Here is a 23,119-nt window from a genome sequence, read left to right as displayed (position 1 = left end):
TTCGCCAGGCACCATCCGCACTCCCATGGAGATCGACATGAGCAACGGTGGCGTGACCTTCGTGAACCGGTTCACGGTCAAGGGCGACCCGGAGGAGTTCGAGCGCGCCTTCGCCCAGGTCGCGAAGTTCATGGCGGACCAGCCGGGGATCAAGGGCTACACCCTGTCCCGGCACACCGAGGACCCGCAGCAGTACGTCAACATCGCGCTCTGGGAGGACGCCAAAGCCTTGCGCGCGGCGGTCTCGCACCCGGAGTTCGGCTCGCACGTGGGCGCGCTGCGCCAGCTCGCGGTGAGCACCTCCGACCTCTACCAGGACCGCCACCGCGTCCAGGGCTGAGGCGGTCGGACCGGCGGTCGCGGGCGCACGGCTATCCCACAGGCGGCTCAAGTGCGGCTTGAGCCGACGGCACTACCGTGCGCGCGTGACCGATCATGACGACATCCGCATCGTCGGCGCGTGCGAGCACAACCTCAAGGACGTCTCGCTGCGCATTCCGAAGAACAAGATCACGGTGTTCACCGGCGTCTCCGGTTCGGGGAAGTCCTCGATCGTGTTCGACACCCTGGCGGTGGAGGCCCGGCGTCAGCTGTACGGCACGTTCAACTGGTTCATCCGCAACCAGCTGCCGAAGTACCAGCGACCGCACGTCGAGGCCATTGAGAACCTGACTACGCCGGTGGTGGTGGACCAGAAGCCGGTGGGCGGCAACGCCCGCTCCACCGTGGGCACCATGACCGACATCTACTCGGTCCTGCGGGTGCTGTTCTCCCGGCACGCCACGCCGTCGCACCCGCCGTTCCTGTTCTCCTTCAACGCCCCGCAGGGCATGTGCCCGGCCTGCGAGGGCCTCGGCCAGCAGCGGCAGGCCGACGCGGACCGCATGGTGGACCGGACGAAGTCCCTGGACGAGGGCGCCATCCAGCTGCCCAATCACAAGGTGGGCAGCCTGGACTGGCAGCAGTACGCCAACTCCGGGCACTTCGACACCGCGAAGAAGCTGAGCGACTACACCGAGGCCGAATGGCAGATGTTGTTGCACGGCAGCGGCGGCAAGGTCACCGTGCGCACCGCCAACAGCTCCAGCTCGCTCAGCTACGAGGGCCTGGTGGACCGCTTTGTGCGGACCAACCTGAACCGGGACCTCAGCTCGCTCGGCGAGCGCAAGCGGGCCGCCCTGGAACAGTTCATCCACCTCGGCGAGTGCACCGCCTGCGGGGGCGCCCGGCTGAACCCGGAGGCGCTGGCCGCCACCATCAACGGCCGCAGCATCGTGGACCTCGCGCGGATGGAGGTCAGCGAGCTGATCCAGGTGCTCGGCGCCATCGACGACCCGGTGGCCACGCCGATCGCGCGCAGCGTGCGCACCTCGCTGGAGCGGATCGCCTCGATCGGCCTCGGCTACCTCTCGCTGGACCGGGCGACCTCCTCGCTCTCCGGCGGCGAGGCGCAGCGGCTGAAGATGGTGCGCCACCTCAGCAGCAGCCTGACCGGGATGACCTTCATCTTCGACGAGCCCAGCACCGGCCTGCACCCGGCGGATGTGGGCAGGCTCAACGACCTGCTGCGCGCGTTGCGGGACAAGGGAAACACCGTGGTCGTGGTCGAGCACGACCCGGATGTCATGGAGATCGCCGACCACCTCGTGGACGTCGGGCCGGGCGCGGGCGTGCACGGCGGCGAGATCGTCTTCGCCGGTCCCTTCGACGCGCTGCGCGAGTCCGGCACCCGCACCGGCGCCGCGCTGCGCCGCGGCGGTTCGATCAAGGACACCTTCCGCACGCCCACCGGGAAACTGCCGGTGGACAACGTCTCGCTGCACAACCTGCGGGACGTCTCGGTCAGCTTCCCCACCGGGGTGCTCACCGCGGTCACCGGGGTGGCGGGCGCGGGCAAGTCCTCGCTGGTCGCCGAGGCGTTCGTGCAGGCGTATCCGGGCACGATCTTCGTCGACCAGTCCGCGATCACCGCCTCCTCCCGGTCCACCCCGGCCAGCTACCTGGACGTGATGGACCCGATCCGCAAGCTGTTCACCAAGGCCAGCGGCGCGCCAGCCGGACTGTTCAGCTTCAACTCGGCGGGGGCCTGCGAGGAGTGCAAGGGCCGCGGCGAGCTGATCACCGAACTGGCCTACATGGACCCGGTGCGGATGCACTGCGAGTCCTGCGACGGCCGCCGGTTCAAGCCGGAGGTGCTGGCGCACCGGTTGCGCGGCAGGTCCATCGCCGATGTGCTGGAGCTGACCGCCGAGGACGCGGTGCAGTTCTTCACCGAGCGGGAGATCGCGGGCAGGTTGGCCGGGCTGCTCGACGTCGGACTCGCGTACATCAGCCTCGGGCAGGCGCTGAGCACGCTTTCCGGTGGTGAGCGGCAGCGGTTGAAGCTGGCCGGTCAGCTGGCCGGGACCAGCAACATCTACGTGCTGGACGAGCCGACCACCGGCCTGCATCTGTCCGATGTGGACACCATCATGGCGCTGATGAACCGGCTGGTGGACCGGGGCAACACGGTGATCGTGATCGAGCACAACCTGGACATCGTGCGCCAGGCCGACTGGGTGGTCGACCTCGGGCCGGGCGGCGGCAAGCACGGCGGGCAGGTGGTGTTCACCGGCACCCCACGGGAGTTGTTGTCCGCCAACGGATCAGCCACCGGCGAGCACCTGCGCAGGTATCTCGCGGACTGATCGAGCCAGGGGAGGGGAACCGCTCTAGTTCGGTTCCAGCCGCCTCCAAGGTGCCCCGGGGAGGCTTCGGCCGATCCAGGACCCAAGCCGATCCGGGGGCACCGATGGCCGCAGAAACCTTTCCCTACGAGCGGAAATGCCCGTTCTCGCCGCCGAAGCAGTACGAGGAGATCATCGGCGCCAGGCCGGTGTCGAAGGTGCGGCTGGCCACCGGACTGGACGCCTGGCTGGTCTCCGGCTTCGCCGAGGCCAGGCAGCTGCTCACCGATACGCGGGTCAGCGCCTCGCGCAAGCACCCCGGCTACCCGTTCTACTTCGAGGCGCCGCCGGAGTTCCGCAGCGACACCTCCTTCATCGCCTACGACCCGCCGCAGCACACCAACTCCCGGCGCAAGGTCGCCGCCTCCTTCACCCACCGCCGGGTGCAGCAGCTGCGCGGCGCGCTGGAGCGCAACACCGACGAGTGCATCGAACAACTGCTGGCCGCTGGCCCCGGCGCGGACCTGCACCAGCTGGTCTCGCTGCCCGCGCCGATGATCATGATCTGCGAGCTGCTCGGCGTGCCCCGCGAGGACCAGGGCTTCCTGCAGAAGCACGGCGAGAACCTCTTCGGCGGCAGCTCCTCGCACGCCGAACGCCAGGCCGCCATGGTCGAGGTCGCCCAGTACCTGGACACGTTGGTGCGCCAGAAGATGGCCACCCCGGGCGATGACCTGATCAGCCGCGCCATCGCCGAGCACCGCGCCGAGGACGAGGACTTCGACGTCGCCTCGCTGGTGCACATGTGCCGGATGCTGATCAACGGCGGCCACGAGACCACCGCCAACCACATCACCATGGGGGTGGCCGCGTTGCTGTCCCACCCCGACCAGCTGGCCAAACTCCGCGCGGAGCCGGCGCTGCTCAAGCCCGCGATCGAGGAACTGGTGCGCTGGCTCAGTCTTGGCGACCTCGCGGTGCCGCGGGTCGCGCTGGCCGACATCGAACTCGGCGGCGAGGTCATCCGCGCGGGCGAGGGCATCCTGTGCCTGCTGCAGGCGGCCAACCGCGATCCCGGCGAGTTCGACCGCCCGGCGGAGTTCGACATCACCCGCGGCAGCCGCAGGCACATCGGCTTCGGCTACGGCGCGCACCTGTGCATCGGCGCGGACCTGGCCCGGCTGGAGCTGGAGGTCGTGCTGTCCCGGCTGTTCGAGCGGATCCCCACTCTGCAACTGGTGGACCCGGTCGAGCAGATCCCGGCCAAGGAGCGCGCGATCGTCTACGGCCTGTGGGAACTCAAGGTCACCTGGTGAACCCGTCAGCCAACCGGCCGGAGGTGCCCGGTGCGATTTGACGACATCTTCCTGCGCGGCACCGGATCCTGGCTGCCGCCCCGGCGAACGCTGGCCGCGGCGGTGGCCGCAGGCGAGTGCCCGGCGATGCTGCCCGAGCGCACCGGCATGGACGCGGTGGCGGTCTCGGCGGGGGAGTCCGCGCCCGAGATGGCCGTGCTGGCCGCGCGAACCGCCCTGGCCACCGCCGGGTCCGGACCCGGCGACGTGGACCTGATCCTGCACGCCGACACCTACTACCAGGGCCACGACGTCTGGGCGGTGGCCTCCTACATCCAGCGCGAGACCGTCGGCAACCAGTGCCCGGCGATCGAGATCCGGCAGATGTCCAACGGCGGCCTGGCCGCGCTGGACCTGGCCGCCTCCTACCTGCTCGCCGCGCCCGGCCGCCGGGACGCCTTGATCACCACCGGCGACCGGTACTGCCCGCCCGGTTTTGACCGCTGGCGCGCCGATCCCGGCACGCCGTACGGGGACGGCGGCGCGGCGGTGGTGCTGTCCCGGCGCGGCGGGTTCGCCCGGCTCCGGTCGCTGGCCACCTTCGCCGACCCCGAACTGGAACCCTCGCACCGCGGCGAGGACCCCTTCGGCGACGCGCCGCTGTCGCACCGCAGCCCGATCGGCTTCGAGGAGGTGACCAAGTCGTTCAACCGCAAGCACGGGATGTCCTTCGCGCTGCGGCGGGTGGCGCAGGGACAGACCACCGTGCTCAAACACGCGCTGGCCGAGGCCGAACTCGAACTCGCCGAGGCGGACTGGGTGATCCTGCCCAACTTCGGCCGGATCCGGCTGGAATCGCTGTACTACGACCGGTTCGGCATCGAGCAGGCGCGCACCGCCTGGGACTGGGGCCGCACCGTGGGCCACCTGGGCGCGGGCGATCAGTTCGCCGGTCTGGACCACCTGGTGCGCACCGGCGCGGTCAAACCTGGCGACAAGTGCGTGCTGGTCAGCGTCGGCGCGGGATACAGCTGGGGCTGCGCTGTAGTGGAAATCGAGGAACCCATGCCCTCGCTGGGGATCAGTGGTTCTTGAGCCGGAGTCCGGCCGGGGTTTTTACCGTCGCCACAACGGCTTTTCCCCCGCCACTGTGGAGACACCAATATGGATGGCATCGCCGTCGTCGGCATTTCCTGTCGCTTTCCAGGGGCCGCGGCTCCGGGTGAGTTCTGGCGGCTGCTCCGCGCCGGGCAGCACACCATCGGTGCGGTGCCGGCCCGGCGGTGGCGGGCCGAAGGCCAGTTCGGCTCGTTCCTGGACGAGATCGACACCTTCGACCCGGCCTTCTTCCGCATCTCCCCGCGCGAGGCCGCCGCGATGGACCCGCAACAGCGGCTGATGCTGGAACTGGGCTGGGAAGCCCTGGAGGACGCCGGGATCGTGCCCGGCACGATCGCGGGCAGCAAGCTCGGCGTGTTCGTCGGCGCCATCTGGGACGACTACGCCCAGCTGTCCTACCGCAACGCCGCGGCGGCCGCGCAGCACACCACCACCGGCATCCACCGCAGCATCCTGGCCAACCGGCTGTCCTACTTCCTCGGTGTGCACGGGCCGAGCATGGCGGTGGACAGCGGGCAGTCCTCCTCGCTGGTCGCGGTGCACCTGGCCTGCGAGAGCCTGCGGCACGGCGAGTCCGAACTGGCCATCGCGGGCGGGGTGAACCTGGCCCTGCTGGCCGAGACCGCGGCCATCTCGGCCGCCTGGGGCGGGCTGTCCCCGGACGGCCGCTGCTACACCTTCGACGCCAGGGCCAACGGTTACGTGCGCGGCGAGGGCGGCGGCGCGGTGCTGCTGAAGCCCCTCGACCGGGCGGTCGCCGACGGTGACGACATCTACTGCGTGATCCGCGGCAGCGCGGTGAACAACGGCGCGGGCAGCGGCCTGACCGTGCCCAGCGAAGTGGCCCAGGGCGAGGTGCTGCGCGCCGCCTACGCCTACGCGGGTCTGGAACCCGGTGCGGCCCAGTACGTCGAGCTGCACGGCACCGGCACCAAGGCCGGCGACCCGGTGGAGGCGGCCGCGCTGGGCGCGGTGCTCGGCGCCCGGCGGGACAGGCCGCCGCTGCAGGTCGGCTCGGTCAAGACCAACATCGGCCACCTCGAAGGCGCGGCGGGCATCGCCGGGCTGATCAAGGTGGCGCTGAGCGTGCGGCACCGGAGCATCCCGGCCAGCCTGAACTACCGCGAACCCAACCCCGCCATCGACCTGGACCGGCTGAACCTGGCCGTGCGGCAGGACTTCGGCGACTGGCCGGCCCCGGGCCGGCCGCTGGTGGCCGGGGTCAGCTCCTTCGGCATGGGCGGCACCAACTGCCACCTGGTCGTCACCGACTGGCCACAACCGGAAACCCTGGTGGGCCATGGCGATCCGGGCGGACCGTGGGTGCTGTCCGGACGGACCGAGGCCGCGCTGGCCGCCCAGGCCGGGCGGCTGCGCGAGTTCGTGCTCGCCGACCCGGAACTGGACCCGGCCGCGGTCGGCCGGGCACTCGTCGGCGCCCGGACCCTGTTCGAGCACCGCGCGGTGGTGCTGGGCGAGAACCGGGACGAGCTGCTCGCCGGCCTGGCCGACCTGGCCGAGGACAGGCCCGCGCCGGGCGTGCTGCGCGGCCGGCTCGCCGAGGGCGTGCCCGCGGTGCTGTTCACCGGCCAGGGCGCGCACCGGCCCGGCATGGGAAGTGAGCTGTACCAGGCATTCCCCGAGTTCGCCGCGGCCTTCGACCAGGTGTGCGCGGAGCTGGACCCGCTGCTGGGCCGCCCGCTGCGCGAGGTGATCAACTCCGGCGAGGGGCTGGACCGGGCCGAATTCGCCCAGCCCGCGGTGTTCGCGCTGGAGGTCGCGCTGTTCCAGCTCGTCCGCTCCCGCGGGTTCGAACCGGCCTTCCTGGCCGGGCACTCCATCGGCGAGCTGGCCGCCGCGCACGTGGCCGGCGTGCTGTCGCTGGCCGACGCCTGCACACTGGTCGCCGCGCGCGGCAGGCTGATGGGCGCGCTGCCGTCCGGCGGGGCGATGGTCGCGGTCTTCGCCCCGGAGGCCGAGGTCCTGCCACTGCTGGCCGGACAGCAGGAGCGGCTGGGCATCGCCGCGGTCAACGGCCCGAACGCGGTGGTGCTCTCCGGCGCCGAGACCGCGGTGGCCGCGGCGGTCGAACAACTGCGCTCGCGCGGGCACCGGGCCCGGCCGCTGCGGGTCAGCCACGCCTTCCACTCGCCGCTGATGGAGCCGATGCTGGCCGAGTTCCGCGCGGTCTGCGCCGGACTGACCCACAACCCGCCGCGACTGCCGATCATCTCCACGGTGACCGGGCAGCCGGTGGCCCCCGACGCCGAGTACTGGGTGCGGCACGTGCGCGAACCGGTCCGCTTCCTGGACGCGGTGCTCGCGCTGCGGACCGCGGGCGCGGGGACCTTCCTGGAACTGGGCCCGGACGCCGTGCTGGCCCCGATGGCCGCGCGCTGCCTGCCCGAGTCCGGAAGCACGGCCGCCGTGCTGCGCAAGGGAAAACCGGAACGGGACAGCTTCCTGGCCGCGCTTGGCCAGGTCTTCGTCCGCGGCGCGGCAGTGGACTGGCACAGCTTCAGCGCGGGCGCCGGACACCGGGTCAAGCTGCCCACCTACGCCTTCCAGCGGGACCGGCACTGGCTGGACACCGCCGAATCAACGCCAGTCGCCGTGGAGACCGGGTTCGCCGGACGACTCGCCGATCTGTCCACTGTGGAGCGTCAGCAGGCGGTGACCGGCCTGGTCTCGGCACAGGTCGCGGTGGCGCTGGGCCTGGCCGGTGGCACCCCGGTCCAGTTGCGCACGCCGTTCACCGAACTGGGCTTCGACTCGATGATGTCGGTGAGCCTGAGCGAGGCACTGGCCGTGGCCACCGGACTGCGCCTGCCCGCCGGCCTGGTCTATGACTTCCCCACCCCGCACGACCTCACCGGGCACCTGCTGGCCGCGCTCACCGGCGCCGCGGCGAGCGCCGCCCCGGCCCGCACCGCCGAGGTGGACGAGCCGGTGGCGATCGTGGGCATGGCCTGCCGCTACCCCGGCGGGGTGAGTTCGCCCGCGGAGCTGTGGCGACTGGTCGCCGACGAGGTGGACGCGATCTCCGGCTTCCCGGACAACCGCGGCTGGCCCGCGGACCTCTTCGACGCCGATCCGGCCCAGGCCGGGAAATCCGCGGTGCGCCAGGGCGGATTCCTGCACCAGGCCGACGAGTTCGACCCCGCCTTCTTCGGGCTGTCCCCCCGGGAGGCCCTGGCCATGGACCCGCAGCAGCGGCTGCTGCTGGAAACCGCCTGGGAGACCATGGAACACGCGGGCATCGACCCGGAATCGTTGCGCGGCAGCGACACCGGGGTCTTCGCCGGGCTGATGTACCACGACTACGGACCCGCCTACGACCGGATGCCGGAGAACCTGGAAGGGCTGCTCTACACCGGAAACCTCGGCAGCGTGGCCTCCGGCCGGGTGGCCTACCAGTTCGGCTTCACCGGACCCGCGGTGACCGTGGACACGGCCTGCTCCTCCTCGCTGGTGGCCCTGCACAACGCGGTGCGCTCGGTGCGCTCGGGGGAGTGCTCCCTCGCGCTGGCCGGTGGCGTCACGGTGATGTCCTCGCCAGGGGCGTTCCTGGAGTTCAGCCGGTTGCGCGGACTGTCCCCGACCGGCCGCTGCCGGGCCTTCGACGCGGCCGCGGACGGCACCGGCTGGGCCGAGGGCGTGGGCCTGGTGCTGCTGGAACGGCTGTCCGAGGCCCGCCGCAACGGACACCGGATCCTGGCCGTGGTGCGCGGTTCCGCGGTGAACCAGGACGGCGCCTCCAACGGCCTGACCGCACCCAGCGGCGCGGCCCAGCAGGCGGTGATCCGACGGGCCCTCGCCGACGGCGGACTGTCCACTGTGGACGTCGACGTGGTGGAGGCGCACGGCACCGGCACCAAGGTTGGCGACCCGATCGAGGTGGACGCGCTGCTGGCCACCTACGGCCACGACCGTCCCGAGGACCGCCCGCTGTGGCTGGGCTCGCTGAAGTCCAACATCGGCCACAGCCAGGCCGCCGCCGGGATCGGCGGCGTGATCAAGATGGTCCAGGCGATGCGGGCCGGGGTGCTGCCACGCACCCTGCACGTCACCGAGCCGACACCGCTGGTGGACTGGTCCGGCGGCGGCATCCGGCTGCTGACGCAGGCCCAGCCCTGGCCAAACCAGGACGGCCCGCGGCGGGCCGGGGTGTCCTCCTTCGGAATCAGCGGCACCAACGCGCACGTCGTGCTGGAGGAGACCCCCGAACCTGAGGTCCCGGTCACCGATGGCGAACCCGAGGTGCTGCCCTGGGTGCTCTCCGCCCGCACCCCGGAAGCGCTGCGGGCGCAGGCGGAACGACTGCGCACCGCGGTGACCAATCTGTCCACTGTGGACGTCGGTTGGTCGCTGTCCTCGGGCCGCGCGGTATTCGAGCACCGGGCCGTCCTGCTGGGTGATCGCACCCGGTTGACCGATGGCCTGGCCGCACTCGCCACCGGTGCCCCGGCCCCCGGCCTGGTCACCGCGGACACCGCGGCCAAGCGGCGCAAGGTCGTGTTCGTCTTCCCCGGCCAGGGATCCCAGTGGGCCGGGATGGCCAGGGAACTACTGACCTCCGCGCCGGTGTTCGCCACCGCGATGGCCGAATGTGAACAGGCCCTCGCCCCGCACCTGGACTGGTCACTGCACGCCGTGGTCCGCGGCGAGCCGGGCGCGCCCGAACTGGACCGGGTGGACGTCGTCCAGCCCGCGCTGTTCGCGATGATGGTGTCCCTGGCCGCGCTCTGGCGGGCACACGGGGTGGAACCGGCCGCGGTGCTGGGCCACTCCCAGGGCGAGATCGCCGCGGCACACGTGGCAGGCACGCTCTCCCTGGCCGACGCGGCCCGGATCGTGGCCCTGCGCAGCAAGGCCCTGCTCGCACTGGCTGGCAAGGGCGGCATGGTCTCCATCCCACTGCCGCGCGCCGAAGTCGACCAGCGACTGTCCACAAGGGACGGTCGGATCTCGGTGGCCGCGGTCAACGGACCGTCCTCCACCGTGGTCTCCGGCGACGCCGCCGCACTCGACGAACTCTTCGCCGAACTGACCGCGGCCGGCGTGCAGGCCCGCCGGATCCCGGTCGACTACGCCTCGCACTCCGCGCACGTCGAGCTGGTCCGCGCGGAACTGGCCGACCTGCTCGCGCCGATCGAACCGCGACGGGTGCGGGTGCCGTTGCTGTCCACGGTGACAGGGAAGTTCCTCACCGACCACGAGGCCGACGCCGGGTACTGGTACCGGAACCTGCGCCAGACCGTGCGACTGGAGGAGGCCACCAGGGCACTGCTGGCCGAGCAACACGACGCGTTCCTGGAGATGAGCCCGCACCCGGTGCTCACCGTCGGCATCCAGGAAACCGTCGAGGACGTCGGCGCGGACGCCCTGGTCACCGGCACGCTGCGCCGCGATCAGGGCGGCCTCGACCAGCTGCTGACCGCGTTCGCCACCGCCTTCACCCAGGGCGTCCCAGTCGACTGGACCGCGGTGTTCGCCGGCACCGGCGCCCGCCCGGCCGAACTGCCCGGCTACGCCTTCCAGCGCGACAGCTACTGGCTCACCGCCAAATCCGGTGCCGGAGACCTCGCCAGGGCCGGGCTGAGCACGGCCGACCACCCGCTGCTCGGCGCCACCGTGGACAGCGCGACCGGCGGCGACACCCTGCTCACCGGCAGGCTCTCCCAGCACACCCACCCCTGGCTGGCCGACCACCGGGTCCTCGACGCGGTGATCCTGCCCGGGGCCGCGCTGCTGGACCTGGCGCTGCGCGCGGGGGAGCGGACCAGCAGCCCCCGGGTGGACGAACTGACCCTGCTGGAGCCGCTGATCCTGCCGGAACAGGGCGGCGCCGACGTCCAAGTCGTGGTCGGCCCACCGGACGAGTCCGGCCGCCGCACACTGAGCGTGCACTCCCGTCCGGACACCAACCAGCCCTGGACCCGGCACGCCGCCGGGGTGCTCTCGGCCACCACACCGGTCACCACACCCACCTGGCCCACCGACAGCGGCCCGGACATCGACCTGACCGACTTCTACGCGCGGCTCACCGACCAGGGCTACGCCTACGGCCCGGCCTTCCGCGGCCTGCGCCGGTTGTCCCGCCAGGGCCCGGACCTGCTCGCCGAGATCGAGCTGCCGACACGGCGCGGCCTGACCGGCGAGTTCGTACTCGACCCCGCACTGCTGGACGCGGCCCTGCACCCGCTGCTGCTCGGCGTGGCCGAGGGCACCCACCCGGCTGTGCTGCCCTTCGCCTGGTCCGGCGTCACCGTGCACGCGGTCGGCGCCCGAGCGGCCAGGGTGTTGCTGCGCCTGGACACCGGCTCCACCGACTCGGTCTCGGCTGCGCTCACCCTGCTCGACAGCGCGGGCGGCCTGATCGCCACCGTGGACTCGCTGCTGTTGCGCCCCATCACCGCCACCGGCCTGCGCCCGGCCCGCCCGGAGGGCCTGTATCGCCTGGACTGGCCCACCATCCCCGCCGCCGCCCCGGCCAGCACCACCGAGACCTGGGCCGTCCTCGGCCAGGACGAGTCACTCACCCCGGCCACCCTCAGCCGGCAGATCACCACCCACCCGAACCTCACCGCACTGGCGACGGCGAACACCGTCCCGCCCACGGTGCTGCTGCCCATCCCCGGCAGCGACACCGACCCGGTCGAGCACACCGCCACCGTGCTGCGCGACCTACTGACCACCCTGCGGCACTGGCTGGGCGAACAACGCTTCGCCACCTCCCGTCTCGTGGTGCTGACCCGCAAAGCCGTGCCCACCACCGACGCCGAGCAGGTGAGCCCGCCGGCCGCCGCCGTCTGGGGCCTGCTCCGCAGCGCCCAGACCGAGAACCCGGACCGCCTGGTCCTGGTGGACACCGACGGCCGGGAGTCCTCGACCCGCGCCCTGCCCGGCGCACTGGCCACCGGCGAAGCGCAACTCGCCTTGCGCGACGGCGCGATCCAGGTGCCCAGACTGGCCCCCGCGGCCACCGACACCCTCACCCCACCCGCCACCGGGCACTGGCGACTGGTCCCGGTGGCCCACACCGCCCCCGACGACCTCGCACTGGTGGAAGTACCGCGCGAACCCCTTGGCGCCGGCCAGGTCCGGCTCGCGGTGCGCGCCGCCGGCCTGAACTTCCGGGACGTGCTCATCGCCCTCGGCATGGTGCCGGAGCGGAACGTGACCATGGGCGCCGAGGGCGCGGGCGTGGTCCTGGAAACCGGCCCCGGGGTCACCGACCTGGCCCCCGGCGACCGGGTCATGGGCTACTTCGACGGCGCCTTCGGCCCGGAAGCCGTGGCCGACCGCCGATTGCTGGCCGCCATCCCCGACGGCTGGACCTTCGCCCAGGCCGCCGCCGTCCCGCTGGTCTACCTGACCGCCTACTACGGCCTGGTCGACCTGGCCCAGCTGCAGCCCGGCGAATCGGTGCTGATCCACGCCGCCGCCGGCGGAGTCGGCACCGCCGCGGTGCAACTGGCCCGCCACCTCGGCGCCGAGGTCTACGCCACCGCCAGCCCCGCCAAGTGGGACACCGTGCGCGCCCTCGGCGTCCCTGCCGACCACATCGCCAACTCCCGCACCCTGGAGTTCCGCGACCGGTTCCGCACCGGCGTCGACGTGGTCCTCAACTCCCTGGCCGAGGAGTTCATCGACGCCTCCCTGGCCCTGCTCACCCCCGGCGGCCGCTTCCTGGAAATGGGCAAGACCGACCTCCGCGAGACCGCCGAGGTCGAAGCCGCCCACCCCGGCGTGACCTACCGGGTCTTCGACCTCACCACCCTGGCCCGCCCCGAACCGGACTTCCCCGGCGCCGACCCGGACCGCCTGCGCGACATCCTCGCCGAGGTCCTCGCCCTCTTCGACAAGGGCGTCCTGCAACCGGCGCCGCTGACCACCTGGGACATCCGCCGGGCCAAGGCGGCCTTCCGGCACCTGGCCCAGGCCAAGGGCGTCGGCAAGGTCGTGCTCACCATCCCGCCCACCAACCACGGCACCGCCCTGATCACCGGCGGCACCGGCGTACTCGGCGCCCGGATAGCCCGCCACCTGGCCACCCAGCACCCAGGCATCCACCTGCTGCTGGCCAGCCGCAGCGGCCCCGAAGCCCCCGGCGCCACCGACCTGTCCACCGAACTCCGCACCCTCGGCGCCAAGGTCACCATCACCGCCTGCGACCTCGCCAACCGAGACGCCCTCACCACCCTGCTGGCGACCATCCCACCCAGCCACCCACTCACCGACATCGTGCACGCCGCGGGCGTCCTGGACGACGGCATGGTTACCGCCCTGACCCCGGCTCAACTCGACAACGTGTTGCGCCCCAAGGCAAACGCCGCCTGGCACCTACACGAACTGACCCAGCACCTGGACCTCACCTCGTTCGTGCTGTTCTCCTCCATCGCCGGCATCAGCGGCACCCCCGGCCAGGCCAACTACGCCGCAGCCAACACCTTCCTGGACGCCCTGGCCCAGCACCGCCACCGCCAGGGCCGAGTCGCCACCAGCCTCGCCTGGGGCCTGTGGTCCGAGGCGACCGGCATGACCAGCCACCTGACCCAGTCCGACCTGGACCGCATGACCCGCAACGGCCTGATCCCCATCACCCCCGAAACCGGCCTGGCCCTCTTCACCGCAGCCCAATCCCTGGCCGAACCAGTAGTCATCACCACCCCCCTCGACAGGTCCGCCCTACAAGCCCACACCGCCCTCTACCGCGGCCTGATCACCCCCACCCCCCACCGCCGCACCCCCACCCCCCAACCCCAATCCGAAGCCACCCTGCCCGAACGCCTGCTCCCCCTCCCCGCTCCCGACCGCAAAAACCTGCTCACCGACCTGGTCCGCACCCACCTGGCCGCCGTACTGGGCCACGACACGTCAACCGACATCACCCCCGACCGCCCCTTCGACGACCTGGGCCTGGACTCCCTCACCTCGGTAGAACTCCGCAACCGCCTCAACGCAGCCACCGCCCTGCGCCTCCCCACCGCAATCGCCTTCGAACACCCCTCAGCCGCGGAACTGGCGGACCACCTCCTCACCCAACTCGCCATCCCCGAGCCAGACCCCGACGCTCCGGTACTGGCCGCCATCGACCACCTCCGCCAACTCCTCACCACCGCAACAGAGTCCAACCACTCCCTGTCCCACCTCACAGGCCAACTCGCGGATCTCCTGGCACAGGCCCAAACAGGCTGAGCCCACCGGCGCCCCGGGCCGGATCGCACTGCCTGAACCAGCGCGATCCGGCCCGCCCCGGGCGAGGCGGCCGAACAGCCAGCGCGGAGCCAGGCCGGTCGCGGTCGGCTTCTCGCACAGGCGGGCACGAGGATGAAGCGGGCGAGATGACGCCGCTCGGTGACCGCGCCCGCGTGGATCCCGCCCGGATGCCCGAACTCTGTTGTGCCCCAGTCGATCCAGCCGAAGCCCGCCCCACCCTCGCGGCTCGGCAAACACCGCACCGCCTCCGGGGCAACCCACCTTCGCCTGCCACGCAACGTCCGCAGCGCACGCGCCTGCCCTCGCCCAAGTAGCCGGTTCCGGCCACCACCACCGGTTGACACCGCCAAGTGTGAGTGGTTAATTACTCCTCAACGAAAGAGTGAGTGGTCCATCACTCACTACCGAGAGGACGCGTCATGATCGCCGTCAAGTTGGTGGCCGCCGCACTCGCCGCCGCGGTGCTCGCCCCCATGCCCGCCGCGGCCGCGCAGCCGACCGCGGAGTCAGCCTCGGCCCTGAACCCGAAGCCGGCGCCGATCGCCTGGCAGCCCTGCGCCGAGCCGGACTTCAAGGGCCTGGACTGCGGCACCATGCGCGTCCCCGTCGACTGGTCCCGTCCCCGGGCGGGCGAGATCTCCCTCTCGCTGATCCGGCGCAAGGCCGACGAGCCTGCACGGCGGATCGGCAGCCTGCTGCTCAACAACGGCGGTGGCGGGTCGAGCATCGAGCAGCTGCGGTACGCGATCCGGTTCGGGTTCGTCTCGCAGTTACCCGTGGGCAAGCGGTTCGACCTGGTCGCGGTGGACCCGCGCGGCGTCGGCCACAGCACTCCGACGACCTGTGCGAACCGCCCGGAGCGCGCCCCCGGCGTGACCTATTTCCCGGCCAACGAGCAGCAGTACCGCGCGCTGGTGGAGAACAACCGCGCGCTGGCCGCGGCCTGCGAGAACCAGCAGCTGCTGGCCAATGTGGACCTCGCCAGCACCGCCCGCGACATGGAGGCGGTCCGCATCGGACTCGGCGAGAAACAGCTCAACTGGTACGGCATCCACTACAGCACTCTGCTCGGCAAGACCTACGCCCAGCTCTTCCCCGGCCGGCTGCGCACCCTGTTCGCCGACAGCGCGCTGGACGACGGCCAGTCCCCGGTCGCCCGCCTGGCCGCCGAGATCAGCACCGCCGAGCAGTCGTTCAACCGGTTCGCCGACTGGTGCCGCACCGACTCCCAGTGCGCGCTGTCCGGACAGGATGTCGCGGGCCTGTTCGACCGGCTCGTCGCCGACGCCGACCGGCGGCCGATTCCCACCAAGGACCCTCGGCGATCGCTGAACGGCGAGGACATCCGCTCGGCCATGCAGGACTTCCTCAACATCAAGTTCCCGCAGTGGCCGGAGACCGCCAAAGCGATCAAGCAGGCCGTCGACGGTGACGCGACCGCCTTCACCGTGGTGCAGGACAAGACCCTCAACCGGGTCCAGGCACTGACCCGCGCCTGCCTGGACACCGCACCCGCCGCCACCGGCTACGCCGAACTCGCCCAGCTGGCGCGGATGGCCAAGCAGCTCTCGCCGCACCTCGGCGGCGCCGTGCAGGGCTGGAGCCACCTGGCCGGCTGCCAGGGCTGGCCGGTGCGGACCAAGCAGCCGGTGACCGCGCCGCTGCGCGACCTGCCGCCCGCCCTGATCGTCCAGTCCACCCACCAGTCCTCGGCCGCCTACCAGTGGGGTTTCGGCCTCTCGGCGCGACTGCCCGGCAGCGTCGTGCTCTCCCGTGAAGGCGAGGACTACTCGATGATCCTGTTCTCCGACTGCGTCCGCGAGGCCATGGACACCTACCTCACCGAACGGCGACTGCCCACGCCCGGCGCCCTCTGCACCAACTGAATCCCCTTACCCGCAAAGGACATCAGGCATGAACGCCGACCGTGAAACGCACATCGTCTTCGGCACCGGCCCCGCCGGGCTGACCCTGATCGACGAACTGCTCACCCGGGGCCACCACGTCCGCGCGGTCAACCGGAGCGGCTCCGCCCCGGTCCCGCCCGCGGTCGAACTGCGCGCCGCCGACGTCACCGACCTCGACGCCATGCGCTCGCTCTGCGCCGGCGCCACGACCATCTACCACTGCGCGCACGCCCCGTACGAACTCTGGGCCGACCTGCTCTTCCGCTTCCAGGCCGGTTTCCTGGCCGGCGCGGCCAGCAGCGGCGCCCGCCTCGTGGTCACCGACACGCTCTACATGTACGGCCCCACCGGCGGCACCCCGATGACCGAGCAAACCCCGCACCACGCCACCTCGCACAAGGGCAAGCTCCGCGCCGAGATCGCCGAGGGCTACCTGGCCGCCCACGCCAACGGCGAGGCCACGGTGACCATCGCCCGAGCCGCCGACTTCTACGGCCCGCGCGTCCTCAACTCCGCACTCGGCGGCGCCACGTTCATCCCAGCTCTGAAGGGAGAACCGGTCATCGCCTTCGGTGACCTCGACCAGCCGCACGCCTACAGCTACATCGGCGACGTCGCCGCCGCACTCGCCACCCTCGGCGAACACCCCGACGCACCAGGCCGCGCCTGGCACGTCCCCACCACCTCGACCCACACCACCCGCGAGGTCCACCGCCTCATCGGCGAACGCCTCGGCCACCAGCTCACGCCGGAAATCCTGTCCGCGCCAACCGATCAGGCCTGGGGCCCCTTCGACGCCACCCTCATGCGCGAGTACGCCGAGCTGTTCTACCAGTACCTGGAACCGCAGATCGTGGACTGCCAGGCCATCGCCGACACCTTCGGCCTGCACCCAACCCCGATCGAGCAGGCCGTGGACACCACCCTCGCCTGGTACCGCCAGCTCCTCTCCTGAAACCGGCCCACCAGCCCGCGGCCGGCGAACCCCCAAAAGGTGTCGCCGGCGCGGGGTAGCGTGGCCGCGGTCCCACAGCCGCCCTGGAGGTCGACGATGCACTCGTTCCGCACACCCGAAGGCGTCACGCTCGGGGTCGAGCACTTCGGCGATGCGGCGGCGCCACTGGTGCTGCTCGCGGGTGGCACGACCATGCTGTCCTGGCCCGACGCGCTCTGCGAGGCGCTCGCGCGCGGCGGACGTCATGTGGTGCGCTACGACCTGCGCGACTCCGGCGCGTCGACAACCCTCGACCCCGAGGCGCCGGCCTACACACTGCGCGACCTCGCCGCTGACGCTGCCGCGCTCGCCCGTGGGCTTGACGACCGGCCCGCGCACCTGGCGGGCATCGGCGTCGGCGGGATGGTCGCCCAGGTCGCCGCGCTCGACCACCCGGACGCGTTCTCGGCGCTGACCCTCGCCGGGACGCGCTCGCTCGCACCGGGCCCGGTCGACGAGGACCTGCCCGACCACGACCAGACGGCGATGCGGCGACGGTTCGCGCTCCCGATGCCCGACTGGTCCGACCGTGCGGCGGTGGCGGAGTTCGCCGCCGCCGGAGCCGAGGTCCTCGGCGACGACCCCGGCGCGGCACGGGCGAGGGCCGAGCGGATCTTCGACCGCACACCGGGCACGGAGCCCGCGGTCCAGCAGGCCAACCAGCTCGGCATGGTCTTCGCCAGGCTTGACTGCACGCCACGCTGGCGTGAGCGCCTGCCGGGACTCGCGTTGCCGACGCTGGTGGTGCACGGTCGTCGTGACCCGTTCTTCCCGGTGGGCAACGGCGAGGCGCTCGCGCGCGAGATCCCCGGTGCGCGGCTGCTGGTGCTCGAACAGGCCGCGATCGCCATCCCCGACGCGGCCGCCGACGAGGTCGCCGCGGCGATGCTCGCCCGCTAGCTGTCGATCACCCGCATGCGGCCGCCCGGTTGGCCAAAGTCGTACGCCCGGTTGGCCCTAGTCGTACGCCTGGTTGGGCAAAGTCGTACGCCGGGTCAGCGTGATTCGATGATGTGCAGGGTGGCGGAGAGGTGGCGGCGGGTGAGTTCGGCGGCGGCCTCGATGTCGTTGGCGCGCAGCAGGGTGAGCAGTTCGGCGTGTTCGGCGTTGCTGTCCGCGCGCTGGCTCGGTTCGCGCAGGGACAGCGCGACGAACGGGGTGGCACTGTCCCGCAGGCCGGCCACGATCCCGGCCAGCCTGCTGCCGTCGGCGGGGGAGAGCAGCGTGGCGTGGAACTCCCGGTTCAGCTCGGCCCAGCGGGACAGGTCGGTCTCTTCGGCCATCCGCCGCCGCAGCTCCTCCGCCCGGACCAGCAGGTCCGCGCCGATCCCGCCAGCGGCCTGCCGCAGCAGCATCGGCTCCAGCAGGATCCGCAGCTCGTAGATCTCGCGGACCTCGGCCAGGGACAGCTCCCGCACGAACGCGCCGCGATGCGGATCGAGCAGAACGAGGCCCTCGCGGGCCAGATCCTGCAGCGCCTCGCGCACCGGCGTGGTGGACAGCTCCAGCCGGGCGGCCAGTTCGGTCTGGATGAGCTTGGCGCCGGGCGCGAGCCTGCCGTCCAGGATGTCCGCCCGCAGTTGCTGCCGGGCGAATTCGTAGTTGGTGCGGGGGCGGGTGCTCATCGCGGGGAAATCTAGCCGAGGTCGCCGCGCAGGCGGAACTCGCGCTCGATCTCCGCGCGGCTCGCGCCGGTGGCCAGCAGGATGTGCAGCAGCACCCTGGCCTTGCGCGGGCACAGCCAGCCCGCCATCGTCGCGCCCATCGCGAGCAGGCTCGACTCCGAACCGGGAAAGCCATACGTGGCACGGAAGGTGGTGCCGGCGCCGGTGCGGGAGGCGATCACCACCGGGATCTCCGGCAGGACCCGCTCGATCACCTCGGCGCACCCGGCGGAGACGTGACCGACTCCGCCCGCGGCCACCACCACGCCCCGCGCGCCCGCCTCGACCAGGGCAGCCAGCATCGTCCCGTCCTCGGCGAGTCCAGCCTCCAGCACCGGAACCCGCCCGGCGAAGTCCGCCTCCCGCACCGGCAGCGCCCGCGGGCGGGCCGCGGCCGGGTGGAAGTAGTGCACCGCGCCCTCGGCGAGCAGCCCGAGCGGCCCCGCGGGCGCGGAGGAGAACGCCTCCAGGTGGCTGGCGTGGGCCTTGCGCACCCAGCGCGCCTGATGCACATCGTCGTTGAAGGCGACCAGCGCGCCCCGCCCCCGGCCGCGTGGATCCGCGGCCACGGTCAGCGCGCCCAGCAGGTTTGCCGGGCCGTCCGCGCTGGCCTGGCTCGGGTCCCGCATCGCGCCGGTGACCACCACCGGCGCCTCGTGCGGCCAGGTCGCCTCGAAGAAGTAGGCCGTCTCCTCCAGCGTGTCGGTGCCCTGCACGATCACCAGTCCGGCCGCGCCGTCCTCGACCTGCCGCAGGCCCCAGTCCCGGCAGCGCAGCAGCGTCGGGAAGTCCAGCGAGGCGCCGGGCAGGCCGGCGAGGGTCTCGGCGTGCACCTCCATCGGCAGGTCCGCGCCGAGCCTGCCGAGCAGGTCAGCCGCGCTGAGCCGGGGAACCACCCCGCCACCCGCGGCGGGCCGGGCCATCGCGATGGTCCCGCCGAGCGCGGCGACAGCGACCACAGGACGATCGCGCTGAGGGTTGCTTTGCATACTGTGCACTTTATAAAGTCTGCGCACGCCGAGGCAAGGAGCTGGCATGCGCACTCCCCGATACCGCTATGTGGTCTTCGGCCTGTTGGTCGTGGTCGCGCTGGTCAACTACATCGACCGGGGCGCCTTGTCCTATGCGGCGGGCCCGGTGATCGCCGAGTTCGGCTTCTCCACCGGGGAGTGGGGCCAGATCCTCGGCTTCTTCGGCTACGGCTACATGTTCGGCGCCCTGATCGGAGGCTGGGCGGCCGACCGGCTGGGTGCCCGCCGGGTATGGCTGTGGGCGGGGGCGGCCTGGTCGGCGCTGGAGGTGGCCTCGGCCTTCGCCGGAGAGATCGGCATCGGCCTGTTCGGCGGGTCGGCGCTGGCCGGGTTCGCCGTGGTGCGGGTGCTCTTCGGCTTCGCCGAGGGCCCGGCCTACTCCACCATCAACCGCACCATGGCCGACTGGGCGGCGCCGCGGGAACGCGGGTTCGCCGTCTCCGTGGGCCTGCTCAGCACCCCGCTGGGCGCGTTGCTGACCGCGCCGGTCTCGGTCGGCCTGCTCACCCTCACCGGCAACTGGCGGGTCACCTTCATCGTGCTGGGCGTGGCCGGCTTCGCGTTGTTGCTGGTGTTCTACCGCCTGTTCCGGGACAAGCCCGAGCAGCATCCCCGGGTGAGTCCGGCGGAACTGGCGCACATCCGCGCCGAGTCCGGCCCGGAAGCGCCTGCCGGGCAGCCGATCCCGGTCCGCGCGTTCTTCACCAGCCGGACCCTGTTGCTCAACGCGGTGGGCTACTTCGCCTTCATGTTCGTCAACTTCACCATCCAGACCTGGGTGCCGAAGTATCTCCAGGACCAGTTCCAGTTCTCCCTCGGCTCGCTCTGGTACCTCGGCATGATCCCGTGGATCGGCGCCTGCGTGACCATCCTGCTCGGCGGGCGCATCACCGACGCGCTGCGCAGGCGCACCGGGAACCTGCGCATCGCCCGCAACCTGTTCGCGGTGCTGGCCATGGCGGCGACCTCGGTGTGCTTCCTGCTGATCCCGCTGATGCCGGACGCGACCAGCGTGCTCGCCCTGATGGCGCTGGGCAACGCGCTGAACTCGTTGCCCAACGCGGTGTTCTGGGCCGTCATCATCGACACCGCACCCGCCCGCGCCGGCACTTTCGGCGGCTTCACCCACTTCATCGCCAACATCGCCGCGGTCGCCGCGCCCACCCTGGCCGGGTACCTGGCCGCGACCTACGGGTACGGCTCGATCTTCGTCGCCGCCGGGGTGGCCACCGCGGTCGGCATGTGCGCGATGGCGTTCCTGCGTCCAGGCCAGCTCGGTCGCGCCGGCTCCGGACGGCGGGACGACGCGGCAAGAGCGTCAGCCTGACCCGAACACCACGACTCGCGCGGTGTTGCCGTTGCGCCACAACGGCAACACCGCACGGGCGAGCACCTGCCGACGGAAGCCACCCGACCGTGAGTCCACTGTGGACGGTCCAAAACAAACAACCCCACCAGCCGAAGCCGATGGGGTCGATCTCTGTGGTGCGCCGCCAGGGACTTGAACCCCGAACCCGCTGATTAAGAGTCAGCTGCTCTGCCAATTGAGCTAGCGGCGCCAGTCTTTCCACGTCTTCCGGGGGCTCCCCGTCCGACGTGGAGAACATTAGCACAGGGGTTTCGCAGACTAGAAATCGGCTGGTCATGACGTTGGCGCTACTCCGTTCAGGGGATCTTGGGGTGATCATGGAAAGTGGGCAACCCGGTGCGGTGCCGTGGCGTCCTTTGGGGTAGAAGAGAGTGATCCGTCCGATCTGGACTCCTCGTCCGAGGTCTACGGTTTCCCCACGCACGGTGCGCCCATGTAGCACACTGTGTTCCGCCTCTGAATGACTTCGAACGGACGGATCGACCATGGTGGTGTTCGGTAGCCCCGCGGTTCGCCGCACGCCTCGCGCGCTGCTCGTGGCGACGCTGGGTTTGGCAGCCGTGCTGGTTGCTGGTTGCACGGGCAGCGCGCCCGCGGAGACGCAGCCGAAGCAGGCCGCCGACACCTCGACAGCCGCGCCCAAGCCGCCGATCAACCTGGCGCTCACGCCGGCGGACGCGGCGGCCAACGTCGCCCCCGGCGAGCCGGTGACGGTGGTGGCGAGCAACGGCACGCTCGGCGAGATCGCGCTGACCAACGCCGAGGGCAAGCAGGTCCCCGGTGAGTTCACCCCGGACAAGACCAAGTGGACCTCGACCGAGGCGCTCGGTTACGACAAGAAGTACACGCTCTCCGCCGCGGGCAAGGGCGCCGACGGCAAGGACGCCACCGCCAAGTCGGCGTTCAGCACGGTGAAGCCGGGCAAGCAGATCGCCATCAACGTGTTCAACCCCAAGAACGGGGAGACCGTCGGCGTCGGCATGCCGCTGCAGTTCGGCTTCTCCAGCCCGCCGCCGGACAAGAAGGCCGCCGAGCGGGCGATCCAGGTCACCACCGAGCCCAAGACCGAGGGCGCCTTCTACTGGTTCTCCGACAAGGAGGTCCGCTGGCGCCCCGAGCACTACTGGAAGCCCGGTACCAAGATCAACGTGAACGCCGCCATCTACGGCAAGAGCCTGGGCGGCAACACCTTCGGCATGGAGGACCGCAAGGCCGCGGTCACCGTCGGCGATGAGTTCGTCGCCGAAGCCGACGGCAAGTCGCACCAGATGATCATCAAGGTCAACGGCCAGGTAGTGAAGGAAATGCCCATCTCCATGGGCCGCCCCGCCTTCCCCTCCAACAACGGCACCCACGTAGTGACCGAACGCCACGCCAGCAAGCTGATGGACTCCACCACCTACGGCCTCTCCCTGGACCAGGGCGGCTACAAAACCCCGGTCAAGTGGGCCACCCGCATCAGCAACGGCGGCATCTTCATCCACGGCGCCCCCTGGTCAGTCCGGGACCAAGGCCGCCGCAACGTAAGCCACGGCTGCCTCAACGCCTCCCTCGACAACGCCAAGTGGTTCTACGACAACGCCAAAAAGGGCGACATCGTCGTAGTGACCAACACCGGAGGCCCCACCCTCCAACCCTGGGACGGCTTCGGCGACTGGCAAATCCCCTGGGTCGAATGGCTCAAGGGCGGCAAGAAGTAACCAAGACCACAAAGCCGAAGGGGTCCCGCGCCAAGCGCGGGACCCCTTCGGCGTCACAGAAAAGGCCACGAGGAGGGGAGCGCGGGGGAGAGGAAAAGGAAGAGGGGAGGGAGACGAGGGAGGGGGAGGGGCTGAAAAAATCCCCGCTGGTT

12 protein-coding genes and 1 tRNA gene are annotated in these 23,119 nt (G+C 71.4%); 10 read left to right on the top strand and 3 right to left on the bottom strand.

Annotated features, from left to right (window positions below; genetic code table 11):
* The first annotated feature begins 37 nt into the window (after nt 1–37).
* The 8 genes from MZC64_RS26090 (at nt 38) to MZC64_RS26055 (ending at nt 18,103) form a co-directional block, all read left to right on the top strand.
* Entirely contained in the window at nt 38–340 is a 303-nt protein-coding gene (locus MZC64_RS26090) for an antibiotic biosynthesis monooxygenase (RefSeq protein ID WP_221489848.1), read from the top strand.
* 85 nt (nt 341–425) lie between these two features.
* Complete coding sequence (locus tag MZC64_RS26085; protein ID WP_247758994.1) at nt 426–2,687, top strand: excinuclease ABC subunit UvrA; 2,262 nt, start codon at nt 426–428, stop codon at nt 2,685–2,687.
* A gap of 104 nt (nt 2,688–2,791) precedes the next feature.
* Nucleotides 2,792–3,982: a cytochrome P450 gene (locus tag MZC64_RS26080; protein ID WP_247758995.1), complete on the top strand. Its 1,191-nt coding sequence runs from the start codon at nt 2,792–2,794 to the stop codon at nt 3,980–3,982.
* A gap of 30 nt (nt 3,983–4,012) precedes the next feature.
* Nucleotides 4,013–5,056: a ketoacyl-ACP synthase III family protein gene (locus tag MZC64_RS26075; RefSeq protein WP_247758996.1), complete on the top strand. Its 1,044-nt coding sequence runs from the start codon at nt 4,013–4,015 to the stop codon at nt 5,054–5,056.
* A gap of 69 nt (nt 5,057–5,125) precedes the next feature.
* Nucleotides 5,126–14,281 carry a type I polyketide synthase gene (locus MZC64_RS26070; RefSeq protein WP_247758997.1) on the top strand — a complete coding sequence of 3,052 codons (9,156 nt, stop codon included), beginning with the start codon at nt 5,126–5,128 and terminating at the stop codon, nt 14,279–14,281.
* A 440-nt stretch (nt 14,282–14,721) separates the two neighbouring features.
* Complete coding sequence (locus MZC64_RS26065; protein WP_247758998.1) at nt 14,722–16,188, top strand: alpha/beta fold hydrolase; 1,467 nt, start codon at nt 14,722–14,724, stop codon at nt 16,186–16,188.
* A 28-nt stretch (nt 16,189–16,216) separates the two neighbouring features.
* Nucleotides 16,217–17,164 (top strand): NAD-dependent epimerase/dehydratase family protein, encoded by a 948-nt coding sequence (locus tag MZC64_RS26060; protein WP_247758999.1) that lies wholly within the window; start codon nt 16,217–16,219, stop codon nt 17,162–17,164.
* Between the two features lie 96 nt (nt 17,165–17,260).
* The gene (locus tag MZC64_RS26055) at nt 17,261–18,103 is read left to right on the top strand and encodes an alpha/beta fold hydrolase (RefSeq protein ID WP_247759000.1); all 843 of its coding nucleotides are present in this window, start codon (nt 17,261–17,263) and stop codon (nt 18,101–18,103) included.
* Nucleotides 18,104–18,198: 95 nt separating this feature from the next.
* Here MZC64_RS26055 and MZC64_RS26050 read toward each other — a convergent pair whose 3' ends face one another.
* Both MZC64_RS26050 and MZC64_RS26045 read right to left on the bottom strand, forming a co-directional pair.
* Complete coding sequence (locus MZC64_RS26050; RefSeq protein ID WP_247759001.1) at nt 18,199–18,828, bottom strand: GntR family transcriptional regulator; 630 nt, start codon at nt 18,826–18,828, stop codon at nt 18,199–18,201.
* A gap of 11 nt (nt 18,829–18,839) precedes the next feature.
* Entirely contained in the window at nt 18,840–19,856 is a 1,017-nt protein-coding gene (locus MZC64_RS26045) for an asparaginase (protein WP_247759002.1), read from the bottom strand.
* Between the two features lie 46 nt (nt 19,857–19,902).
* On the opposite strand from MZC64_RS26045, the gene MZC64_RS26040 reads away from it, so the two are divergent.
* Entirely contained in the window at nt 19,903–21,225 is a 1,323-nt protein-coding gene (locus MZC64_RS26040; RefSeq protein WP_247759005.1) for an MFS transporter, read from the top strand.
* Between the two features lie 156 nt (nt 21,226–21,381).
* Here MZC64_RS26040 and MZC64_RS26035 read toward each other — a convergent pair.
* Nucleotides 21,382–21,457: transfer RNA gene (locus tag MZC64_RS26035), tRNA-Lys, on the bottom strand.
* Nucleotides 21,458–21,752: 295 nt separating this feature from the next.
* Here MZC64_RS26035 and MZC64_RS26030 point away from each other — a divergent pair.
* A complete protein-coding gene (locus tag MZC64_RS26030; RefSeq protein ID WP_247759011.1) occupies nt 21,753–22,967 on the top strand; it encodes an Ig-like domain-containing protein in 1,215 nt (404 codons plus the stop codon).
* The last annotated feature ends 152 nt before the right edge of the window (nt 22,968–23,119 follow it).

Source organism: Crossiella sp. S99.2 (assembly GCF_023094165.1).
In the GTDB taxonomy this organism is placed as follows: Bacteria; Actinomycetota; Actinomycetes; order Mycobacteriales; family Pseudonocardiaceae; genus Crossiella.
This window is presented reverse-complemented; position numbering and strand designations above follow the sequence as displayed.